At 68.3% G+C, this 10,094-nt stretch carries 9 protein-coding genes and 1 pseudogene; 8 read left to right on the top strand and 2 right to left on the bottom strand.

What is annotated here, in order from left to right; genetic code table 11:
• Positions 1 to 272, bottom strand: a pseudogene (locus ADBZ5U_RS11370) (adenosine deaminase); the annotation flags it as partial.
• 230 nt (positions 273 to 502) lie between these two features.
• Here ADBZ5U_RS11370 and sdhC point away from each other — a divergent pair.
• From sdhC to ADBZ5U_RS11345, 5 genes are read left to right on the top strand one after another with little or no spacing between them, the layout of a single operon-like run.
• A complete protein-coding gene (gene sdhC / locus ADBZ5U_RS11365) occupies positions 503 to 841 on the top strand; it encodes a succinate dehydrogenase, cytochrome b556 subunit (protein ID WP_526265461.1) in 339 nt (112 codons plus the stop codon).
• Entirely contained in the window at positions 838 to 1,278 is a 441-nt protein-coding gene (locus tag ADBZ5U_RS11360; protein WP_526265457.1) for a succinate dehydrogenase hydrophobic membrane anchor subunit, read from the top strand. The genes sdhC and ADBZ5U_RS11360 overlap by 4 nt, the downstream gene beginning before the upstream one ends.
• A 7-nt stretch (positions 1,279 to 1,285) precedes the next feature.
• Positions 1,286 to 3,040 carry a succinate dehydrogenase flavoprotein subunit gene (gene sdhA / locus ADBZ5U_RS11355; protein ID WP_526265455.1) on the top strand — a complete coding sequence of 585 codons (1,755 nt, stop codon included), beginning with the start codon at positions 1,286 to 1,288 and terminating at the stop codon, positions 3,038 to 3,040.
• Between the two features lie 16 nt (positions 3,041 to 3,056).
• The gene (locus ADBZ5U_RS11350; RefSeq protein WP_526265453.1) at positions 3,057 to 3,818 is read left to right on the top strand and encodes a succinate dehydrogenase/fumarate reductase iron-sulfur subunit; all 762 of its coding nucleotides are present in this window, start codon (positions 3,057 to 3,059) and stop codon (positions 3,816 to 3,818) included.
• Between the two features lie 49 nt (positions 3,819 to 3,867).
• Positions 3,868 to 5,562: an amino acid permease gene (locus tag ADBZ5U_RS11345; RefSeq protein WP_526265451.1), complete on the top strand. Its 1,695-nt coding sequence runs from the start codon at positions 3,868 to 3,870 to the stop codon at positions 5,560 to 5,562.
• Positions 5,563 to 5,579: 17 nt separating this feature from the next.
• On the opposite strand, the gene ADBZ5U_RS11340 is transcribed toward ADBZ5U_RS11345, so the two are convergent.
• Positions 5,580 to 7,049, bottom strand: coding sequence for an aminobutyraldehyde dehydrogenase (locus tag ADBZ5U_RS11340; RefSeq protein WP_526265459.1), 1,470 nt, complete (start codon positions 7,047 to 7,049; stop codon positions 5,580 to 5,582).
• Between the two features lie 69 nt (positions 7,050 to 7,118).
• On the opposite strand from ADBZ5U_RS11340, the gene ADBZ5U_RS11335 reads away from it, so the two are divergent.
• From ADBZ5U_RS11335 to ADBZ5U_RS11325, 3 genes are all read left to right on the top strand, one after another.
• Positions 7,119 to 7,607, top strand: a complete 489-nt coding sequence (locus ADBZ5U_RS11335) for an Lrp/AsnC family transcriptional regulator (protein WP_526265449.1) — start codon at positions 7,119 to 7,121, stop codon at positions 7,605 to 7,607.
• Positions 7,604 to 8,998 (top strand): aspartate aminotransferase family protein, encoded by a 1,395-nt coding sequence (locus ADBZ5U_RS11330; RefSeq protein WP_526265447.1) that lies wholly within the window; start codon positions 7,604 to 7,606, stop codon positions 8,996 to 8,998. Before ADBZ5U_RS11335 ends, ADBZ5U_RS11330 begins: the two co-directional genes overlap by 4 nt.
• A gap of 52 nt (positions 8,999 to 9,050) precedes the next feature.
• Positions 9,051 to 10,094 (top strand): D-alanyl-D-alanine carboxypeptidase family protein (locus ADBZ5U_RS11325; protein WP_526265445.1); only part of this gene is annotated, 1,044 nt, incomplete at its 3' end.

The following is a 10,094-nucleotide window of genomic DNA, read 5'->3' as shown; positions in this document are numbered from 1 at the left end:
GCAACCCGGTGCAGAGCCTCCGGGGTCTGCATCACCGCGACGGTGTGGGCGAACGGTTCGAGGTACCGCACCAGCGAGCCGCTGTGGGCCCGTGTCCTGAACCAGTCGGCCAGCCCGGCCGGATCGGTGCTCGGCAACCCGTCGTATCCCACCTGCCCGGCGATGTCGATCACGGTCGCCGGACGCAGTCCGCCGTCGAGGTGATCGTGCAGCAGGGCCTTGGGCGCGTTCCTGATCATCTCCAGGGTCAGCGGCGTGCTCACCCCGGTCATTGTGCCCTAGCTCACGGCGTTGCCCGGTCGTCTGTATCGCCTTGTCATGCAGTGTTTCTCCGTTCACCGGCATCGGCGCCGGGGCAGATGGCGCCGGCTGTAATCTCCACGTCATCCTCTTCACGGCGGAAACGGAGTTAGAGTCCACCTGTACCGGAGCGTTGGAGGCGCTGATGAGTAGCACGCTTGGCAGGACGCGGCGACGGTCTCTCTACCGCGGCGACCCGGCGATGTGGTCGTGGGTGTTGCACCGCATCACCGGGGCGACGATCTTCTTCTTCCTGTTCGTCCACGTGCTGGACACCGCGCTGGTGCGGGTCAGTCCGGAGGCTTACAACGCGGTCGTCGAGACCTACAAGACACCGATCATCGGCCTGATGGAACTGGGCCTGGTGGCCTGCGTGCTCTACCACGGGCTCAACGGACTGCGGGTGATCGCGATCGACTTCTGGTGGAAGGGTCCCCGCTACCAACGGCAGATGCTGTGGGCGGTCGCCGCGACCTGGCTGATCCTGATGGTTCCGGCCGTCGTCGTGCTCGGTATGCACATGGCGGAGCGGTTCCTGTGACCCGCCCGGCGCCCATCCGGGAAATCGACCACGACCGCCCGGCAAGCCTGGACAGCCCGCGCGCCCCCCGCCGGCACACCAGCATGCCGAACTTCGAGAAGTACGCCTGGCTGTTCATGCGGTTCTCCGGCGTCGTGCTGATGTTCCTGGTGGTCGGCCACCTGTTCATCGGCCTGATGATGGAAGACGGCGTCTACCGCATCGACTTCAACTACATCGCCCAACGGTGGGCCTCGCCGTTCTGGCAGATCTGGGATCTGGTGATGCTCTGGCTCGCCCAGCTGCACGGCGGGAACGGGATGCGGACCATCATCGGCGACTACGCGCGTAAGGACTCCACCCGGTTCTGGCTGAACACCCTGCTGGCCATCTCGATGGTGTTGATTCTGGTCGTCGGCACCTACACCCTGTTGACCTTCGACCCGAACATCGGTTAGGACGCCAATGATTCAGGAGCACAAGTACGACGTCGTGATCGTGGGCGCCGGCGGCGCCGGAATGCGCGCCGCCGTCGAGGCCGGCCCCAAGGTGCGCACCGCGGTGCTGACCAAGCTCTACCCGACCCGCAGCCACACCGGCGCCGCGCAGGGCGGTATGTGCGCCGCGCTGGCCAACGTCGAGGACGACAACTGGGAGTGGCACACCTTCGACACCGTCAAGGGCGGCGACTACCTCGCCGACCAGGACGCCGTCGAGATCATGTGCAAGGAGGCCATCGACGCGGTCCTCGACCTCGAGAAGATGGGCATGCCGTTCAACCGCACCCCGGAGGGACGGATCGACCAGCGCCGGTTCGGCGGCCACACCCGCGATCACGGCAAGGCCCCGGTGCGCCGGGCGTGCTACGCCGCCGACCGCACCGGCCACATGATCCTGCAGACGCTGTATCAGAACTGCGTCAAGCACGACGTGGAGTTCTTCAACGAGTTCTACGCCCTGGACCTGGTGCTGACCGAGACCGCCCGCGGCCCGGTGGCCACCGGCGTGGTGGCCTACGAACTGGCCACCGGGGACATCCACGTGTTCCACGCCAAGGCCATCGTGCTGGCCACCGGCGGCTCGGGCCGGATGTACAAGACCACCTCCAACGCCCACACCCTGACCGGGGACGGGCTGGGCATCGTGTTCCGCAAGGGACTTCCGTTGGAGGACATGGAGTTCCACCAGTTCCACCCGACCGGCCTGGCGGGGCTGGGCATCCTGATCTCCGAGGCGGTGCGCGGCGAGGGCGGCCGACTGCTCAACGGCGAGGGCGAACGGTTCATGGAGCGCTACGCCCCCACCATCGTCGACCTGGCCCCCCGCGACATCGTCGCCCGCTCGATGGTCCTGGAGGTGCTGGAGGGCCGCGGCGCCGGACCGCACAAGGACTACGTCTACATCGACGTCCGCCACCTCGGCGAGGACGTGCTCGAGGCCAAGCTCCCCGACATCACCGAGTTCTCCCGCACCTACCTGGGTGTGGACCCGGTCAAGGAACTGGTGCCGGTCTACCCGACCTGCCACTACGTCATGGGCGGCATTCCGACCACCGTGATCGGACAGGTGTTGCGGGACAACACCAATGTCGTGCCCGGCCTCTACGCCGCCGGCGAGTGCGCCTGCGTCTCGGTGCACGGCGCGAACCGGCTGGGCACCAACTCGCTGCTGGACATCAACGTCTTCGGGCGCCGGGCCGGCCTGGCCGCCGCCTACTACGCACTGGGCAATCCGCGCACCGAACTGCCGCCCGAGCCGGCCGCCATGGTGGTCGGCTGGGTGGCCGGCATCCTCTCCGAACACGGTGACGAGCGGGTCGCCGACATCCGCGGCGAACTGCAGCAGTCGATGGACAACAACGCCGCGGTGTTCCGCACCGAGGAGACCCTCAAGCAGGCCCTCACCGATATCCACTCGCTCAAGGAGCGCTACTCGCGGATCACTGTGCAGGACAAGGGCAAGCGGTACAACAGCGATCTGCTCGAAGCCATCGAACTGGGCTTCCTGCTCGAACTCGCCGAGGTGACGGTGGCCAGCGCGCTCAACCGCAAGGAATCCCGCGGCGGACACGCCCGCGAGGACTACCCCAACCGCGACGACACCAACTACATGCGGCACACCATGGCCTACAAGGAAGGTGCGGATCTGCTGAGCGACATCCGGCTGGACTACAAGCCGGTGGTGCAGACCCGCTACGAGCCGATGGAGCGCAAGTATTAATGAAGGATCCCGCCTGATGGCCGAGAAGAGCGCGCCCGTTCCGCCCGGGTCGGTGATGGTGACCCTCAAGATCGCCCGCTTCGATCCGGAGAACCCCGATCGCTTCGCCGACGCCGGCGGCTGGCAGAGCTTCCGGGTCCCATGCCTGCCGTCGGACCGGCTGCTGAATCTGCTGATCTACGCGAAGAGCTACCTGGACGGCACACTGAGCTTCCGCCGGTCCTGCGCGCACGGCGTGTGCGGCTCGGATGCCATGCGGATCAACGGAGTCAACCGGCTGGCCTGCAAGGTGCTGATGCGTGACCTGCTGCCCAAGACGGACAAGCCGGTGACCATCACCATCGAGCCGATCCGCGGTCTGCCCGTGGAGAAGGACCTCGTCGTCGACATGGAACCGTTCTTCGACGCCTACCGCGCGGTCAAGCCCTACCTCATCACCACCGGCAACGCCCCGACCCGGGAGCGTATCCAGAGCCAGACCGACCGGGCCCGCTACGACGACACCACCAAATGCATTCTGTGCGCCTGCTGCACCACCAGCTGTCCGGTGTTCTGGAACGAGGGCAGCTACTTCGGGCCGGCGGCGATCGTCAACGCCCACCGGTTCATCTTCGACAGCCGCGACGAGGGCGCCGCCGAGCGCCTCGAGATCCTCAACGAAGTCGACGGGGTATGGCGGTGCCGCACGACGTTCAACTGCACCGAGGCCTGCCCGCGCGGTATCGAGGTCACCAAGGCGATTCAGGAGGTCAAGCGCGCGTTGATGTTCGCGAGGTGAGTTCGCGGGACGACGCGCGGATCAGACGAGGTGTCCGTACGCTCCTGCCATGAGCAAGGGCGAACTCACCCTCGAACCGGTCGAGAGCAAGGGTCTCAAGGGCGGCGCGCTCGGCCTGCTCTCCAGCGTCGTGGTCGGCATGGCCTCCACCGCCCCGGCCTACTCGCTGGCCGCCAGCCTCGGGCTGATCGTGGCCAGCGGTGGCGCACTGCTGGCCGGGGTCAAGGCGCCGGCGATCATCCTGCTGGCCTTCATCCCGATGTGGATGATCGCGGTGGCATACCAGGAACTCAACAAGGCCGAACCGGACTGCGGCACCACCTTCACCTGGGCCTCCCGGGCGTTCGGCCCGCTGGTCGGCTGGATGGGCGGCTGGGGCATCATCGCCGCCGACGTGATCGTGATGGCCAACCTGGCACAGATCGCCGGCTCGTACTCGTTCACCCTGTTCGGCGCGACCGACCTCGCCGCCAGCACGTTGTGGTCCACGGTGGCCGGCGTCCTGTGGATCGTGATCATGACCTACATCTGCTACCGCGGCATCGAGGTCTCGGCGCGACTTCAGTACGCCCTGTTGGGAATCGAGCTGGTCGTGCTCATCGCCTTCGCCGCGGTGGCGCTGTTCAAGGTCTACACCGGCCAGGCTGAGAGCTACTCCCTCAAGCCGTCGCTGGACTGGTTCTGGCCGGCCGGGCTGGACTTCTCCACCGTGATCGCCCCGGCCCTGCTGACCGCCCTGTTCATCTACTGGGGCTGGGACACCGCCGTGGCCTGCAACGAGGAGTCCGACGACCCGGGCACCACCCCGGGCCGGGCCGCGGTCATCTCGACCTTCCTGCTGCTGGCCACCTACGCCACGGTCTCGGTGGCGACCATCGCCTTCGCCGGCGTCGGCGAGGAGGGTGTCGGGTTGGGCAACCAGGACAACGCCGACGACGTCTTCGCCGCCGTGGGCCACGACCTGTTCGGCGACAGCTTGCTGGGCAAGGTCGGACTGGCACTGCTGGCCGCCTCGATCCTGACCTCTGCGTCGGCGTCGACCCAGACCACGATCCTGCCGACCGCCCGGACCACGCTGTCGATGGGCGTCTACAAGGCCCTGCCGGACTCGTTCGCCAAGATCCACCGCAGGTACCTGACGCCGACCACCTCCACGATCGCGATGGGTGCGGTGTCGATCCTGTTCTACCTGCTGTTCACCCTGATCAGCCCGAACCTGCTGACCGCCCTGATCGGCTCGGTGGGCCTGATGATCGCGTTCTACTACGGCCTGACCGGGTTCGCCTGCGTGTGGTTCTACCGCAAGGACCTCACCAAGTCCGGCCGCGATCTGCTGATGCGCGGGGTGGTTCCGTTGCTGGGCGCGGTGATCCTGGGCGCGGTGTTCGTCTACGGCCTGATCCAGTACGCCAAGCCCGACTGGCTCACCGACGACGACGGCAACAACGTCACGATCTTCGGCTACGGCGCGGTGGCCGTGGTCGGCGTCGGAGCACTGGCGCTGGGCCTGGTGGTGATGGCGCTGTGGTGGATGGCCTCGCCGTCCTTCTTCCACGGCCACACCCTGCCGCGACGGTCCAGTGCCGACCTGGTGCTGGCCCCCCCGGTCAACGTCGAACCGACCCTGGGCCTGCCCGACTCCGGCGACATGCCGACGGTGATCGCCCCGGACCTGTCCAACCTGCCGCCGGGTGAGACCGCGATCAACCCGGAGACCGGCGAGGAGTTCACCAAGCGGCGCTAGCCGCGCGCCGATCGGATTCAGCGCAGTTTGAATATCGTTCGGTGCCAGCCCTTTTCGGGCACACCGGTGATGTCGCTCATCACATGCTTGATGGTCAGGTACTCCTCGAAGGAGTAGTCCGACATGTCCTTGCCGAAGCCGGAGGCGCCCAGTCCGCCGTGCGGCATCTCGCTGATGATCGGGATGTGGTCGTTGATCCACACGCAACCCGCTTTGATCTCCCGCGACGCCCGCTGGGCGCGGTAGACGTCACGCGTCCACGCCGAGGCGGCCAGTCCGTAGTCGGTGTCGTTGGCCTGGCGCAGGGCGTCGTCGTCGCCGTCGTGGCGGCGCACGGTCAGCACCGGCCCGAAGATCTCGTCGCGGTAGGCCTCGGAGTCCTCGCCGACGTCGGCCAGCAGGGTGGGCAGGTAGTAGGCGCCGGGCAGGTCGGGGGCCTTGCCGCCGGTGACCACCCGGGCGCCCTGGGCCGGGGCGCGGTCGACCATGCCGGCCACCTTGGCGCGGTGGGCGAAGGAAATCAGCGGGCCGAGGTCGGTGTCGGGGTCCTGCGGGTCGCCGACGACGACTCTGCCCATCAGTTCGGCCACCCCGGCGACGAAGTCGTCGTAGAGGTCGGCCGCGACGATCGCCCGGGTGGCCGCGGTGCAGTCCTGGCCGGAGTTGATCAGGGCGCCGGCCACCGCGCCGTGCACGGCGGCGTCGAGGTCGGCGTCGTCGAACACCACGAACGGCGCCTTGCCGCCGAGTTCGAGTTGGGTGCGGTGACCGTGAATCGCCGCGGCCGCCATGACCTTCCGGCCGACGGCGGTGGATCCGGTGAAGGTGACCACGTCCACGTCCGGATGACCGGCAAGCGTATGGCCGACGTCCCCGCCCGCTCCGGTGACCACGTTGAGCACCCCGTCGGGCAGGCCCGCCTCCGATGCCAGGCGGGCCAGGGTCAGGGTGGTCAGCGGGGTGATCTCGGCGGGTTTGATGACCACCGAACAACCGGCCGCCAGCGCCGGGATCCCCTTCCACACCGCCATCTGCAGCGGGTAGTTCCACGGGGTGATGGTGGCCACCACGCCGACCGCCTCCCGGCGGATCGACGAGGTGTGGTCGGCGGAGTACTCAGCGGCGGCCTTGCCCTCGAGGTGCCGGGCCGCGCCGGCGAAGAACGCGATGTTGTCGATGCTGCCCGGCACGTCGAATTCGGTGGCCAGCCGAACCGGCTTGCCGGTCTGGGCGACCTCTTCGGCGATGACGACGGCGGCATGCGCCTCGAGCAGGTCGGCGAGCTTGAACAGCACGGCCGAGCGTTCCGCCGGGGTCGCCCCCGCCCAGCCCGGCAGCGCGGCCCGGGCGGAGGCCACCGCCACGTCGACGTCGGCGGGGGTGGCCAGGGCGAGTTCGGCGACGACGTCGCCGGTGGCCGGGTTGACGACCTGGTGGCGTCCGCCGGCCGTGGTGACCGGTGCGCCGTCGATCCAACTGCTGGCGATCACGACCCAATGCTACGGTTTTCGTCGCTTTCGTTGCTCAAAACAACTGATTCCGTGCACAATCAAGGGATGCGTGACCTGCACGCCCTCGGCCCGCGGCCGTCCGGCCCGGTGCAACTCGACGAGATGTCCAAGGCGATCATCGAGAAGTTGCAGCAGGACGGGCGCCGGTCCTACGCCGGGATCGGCAAGGCCGTCGGCCTGTCGGAGGCGGCGGTCCGGCAGCGGGTGCAACGGCTCATCGACTCCGGGGTCATGCAGATCGTCGCGGTCACCGACCCGATGCAACTGGGCTTCTCCCGCCAGGCGATGATCGGCATCCGCTGCCAGGGCGACGTCACCAAAGTCGCCGAACGGCTGGCCCAACTCGATTCGGTCGATTACGTGGTGCTCACCGCGGGCACCTACGACGCGATCGTGGAAGTGGTCTGCGCCGACGACTCCGAACTGCTGGATCTGCTCAACATCGAGATCCGCGCGGTGCCGGGAGTGACCTCGACGGAGACCCTCGTATACCTGAAACTCGTTAAACAACAATACAATTGGGGTACGCGATGACGCTCTCCGAAGAGCACCGGTTGACCGTAGCGCTGGGCGAGAAGGCCGACCGGCACCTGTGGGGCCACTTCGCGCGGCACGGCAGGGGAATGACGCCGCCGATCATCACCCGGGGCGAGGGCGTGCACATCTGGGACAGCTACGGCAAGCGCTACTTCGACGGACTGTCCGGATTGTTCGTGGTTCAGGTCGGGCACGGCCGCAAGGAGATCGCCGAGGCGGCCGCCAAGCAGGCCGAGACGTTGGAGTTCTTCCCGCTCTGGTCCTATGCCACCCCGCCGGCGATCGAACTGGCCGAGCGGCTGGCCGGCTACGCCCCCGGCGACCTCAACCGGGTGTTCTTCACCACCGGCGGCGGCGAGGCCGTCGAGAGCGCGTGGAAGCTGGCCAAACAGTTCTTCAAACTGACCGGTAAGCCGAGCAAGTACAAGGTCATCTCCCGCGCCATCGCCTACCACGGCACCACGCAGGGCGCGCTGGCCATCACCGGCCTGCCCGGCTTCAAGGAGCCCTTCGAACCGCTGACCCCCGGCGGTTTCCGGGTGCCCAACACCAACTTCTACCGGGCGCCCGAGCAGTACCGCACCGACATCAAGGCCTGGGGACGCTACTGCGCCGACCGGATCGCCGAAGCCATCGAGTTCGAAGGCCCGGACACCGTCGCCGCGGTGTTCCTGGAACCGGTGCAGAACGCCGGCGGCTGCTTCCCGCCCCCGCCCGGGTACTTCGAGCGGGTCCGCGAGATCTGCGACGAATACGACGTCCTGCTGGTCTCGGACGAGACGATCTGCGCCTTCGGCCGGATCGGCGCGATGTTCGCCTGCACCAGCGATCTCGGGGACTTCGGCTACGTGCCCGACATCATCACCTGCGCCAAGGGTATGAGCTCGGGCTACTCCCCGATCGGCGCGATGATCGCCAGCGACCGGCTCTTCGAGCCGTTCAACGACGGCAGGACCACCTTCGGCCACGGCTACACCTTCGGCGGACACCCGGTCTCGGCGGCCGCCGCGATGGCCAACCTCGACATCTTCGAGCGGGAGAAGATCAACGAGCACGTCAAGACCAACGCCCCCGTCTTCCGGTCCGCGCTGGAGCGGCTGCTCGAGCTGCCGATCGTCGGAGACGTGCGTGGCGAGGGCTTCTTCTACGGCATCGAACTGGTCAAGGACAAGGAGACCCGGGAGACCTTCGACGAGGACGAGAGCGAACGGCTGCTGCGCGGGTTCCTGTCCGCGGCGCTGTTCGAGGCCGGGCTGTACTGCCGCGCCGACGACCGCGGCGACCCGGTGGTGCAGTTGGCCCCGCCGCTGATCAGCGGGCCGGACGACTTCGACGCGATCTACGAGACCCTGCACCGGGTCCTCAGCGAGGCCTCCCGGCTGCTGTGACCCACAGCGCGGCTCCCGGGAAACCGGCCGCCGATCGCTTAATCTGCGACGAATGGGGACACGACTTCTGGCGCGTGCCGCCGCCCTGGCCGCCGCGGTGGTGGTGGCGGGCACGCCAGCGCTGGCCGCGGCCGACCCGGTTCCGGCCCAGGATCCCAACAGCTGCCCGTACAAGGTGTCCACGCCGCCGGCGGTGGACTCCTCCGAGGTTCCGGCCGCGGGTGATCCGCCCCAGCCGCTGCCGGTGCCGGCCAGCCCGGTGGGCGGCGAGGCGCTGAGCGGGTGCGGGGTGATCGTCGCGGCCGGCACCCCGCCGCTGCCCGGCGACGTCTCGGCGGAGGCCTGGCTGGTGGCCGACCTCGACACCGGGGATGTCATCGCCGCGCGGGACCCGCACGGGCGGCACCGCCCGGCCAGCATCATCAAGGTGCTGACCGCGACGCAGGCGATCAGGGAGCTTCCGCTCAACAAGATCATCGAGGGAACGCAGGGGGACGCCGACGCCGAGGGCACCAAGGTCGGCGTCAAGCCCGGCGCACGCTACACGGTCAACGATCTGCTGCACGGCCTGCTGATGTACTCCGGCAACGACGCCGCGCACGCCCTCGCCGTGGCGATGGGCGGCTCCGGGGGGCAGGAGCGCAGCGACCCGCGAGTCGCCATGGATGTCGCTCTCGGCAAGATCAACACCCTCGCCGCAAAGCTCGGCGGCAAGGACACCAGGGTGGCCACCCCGTCGGGTCTGGACGGGCCCGGTATGAGCACCTCGGCCTACGACATCGGCCTGTTCTACCGCTACGCGTTCAACAACCCGGTCTTCGCGGACATCGTGCGCACCCGGGAGTACCCGTTCCCCGACTTCGCGGGCAACCCGTACCCGGTGGAGAACGACGTCAAGCTGCTCTACAACTACCCGGGTGCGCTGGGCGGCAAGACGGGCTACACCGACGACGCCGGGCAGACGTTCGTCGGCGCGGCCAGCCGGGACGGCCGGCGGCTGGTCGCCGTGCTGCTGCGCGGCACCCGGCAACCGATCGCGCCCTGGGAGCAGGCCGCGCGCCTGCTGGACTACGGCTTCGCCACCGCGCCCGGCACC

This window comes from Mycobacterium sp. (assembly GCF_040398885.1).
Taxonomy (GTDB): Bacteria; Actinomycetota; Actinomycetes; order Mycobacteriales; family Mycobacteriaceae; genus Mycobacterium.
Note: the sequence above shows the minus strand (reverse complement) of the source record. Positions and strands in the feature narration are given on the sequence as shown.

Bases quoted from the DNA above. Each gene is read 5' to 3' on its own strand.
- ADBZ5U_RS11350 (WP_526265453.1), top strand. From the start codon at position 3,057: ATGGCCGAGAAGAGCGCGCCCGTTCCGCCCGGGTCGGTGATGGTGACC.
- sdhC (WP_526265461.1), top strand. From the start codon at position 503: ATGTGGTCGTGGGTGTTGCACCGCATCACCGGGGCGACGATCTTCTTC.
- ADBZ5U_RS11330 (WP_526265447.1), top strand. From the start codon at position 7,604: ATGACGCTCTCCGAAGAGCACCGGTTGACCGTAGCGCTGGGCGAGAAG.
- ADBZ5U_RS11335 (WP_526265449.1), top strand. From the start codon at position 7,119: ATGCGTGACCTGCACGCCCTCGGCCCGCGGCCGTCCGGCCCGGTGCAA.
- sdhA (WP_526265455.1), top strand. From the start codon at position 1,286: ATGATTCAGGAGCACAAGTACGACGTCGTGATCGTGGGCGCCGGCGGC.
- ADBZ5U_RS11345 (WP_526265451.1), top strand. From the start codon at position 3,868: ATGAGCAAGGGCGAACTCACCCTCGAACCGGTCGAGAGCAAGGGTCTC.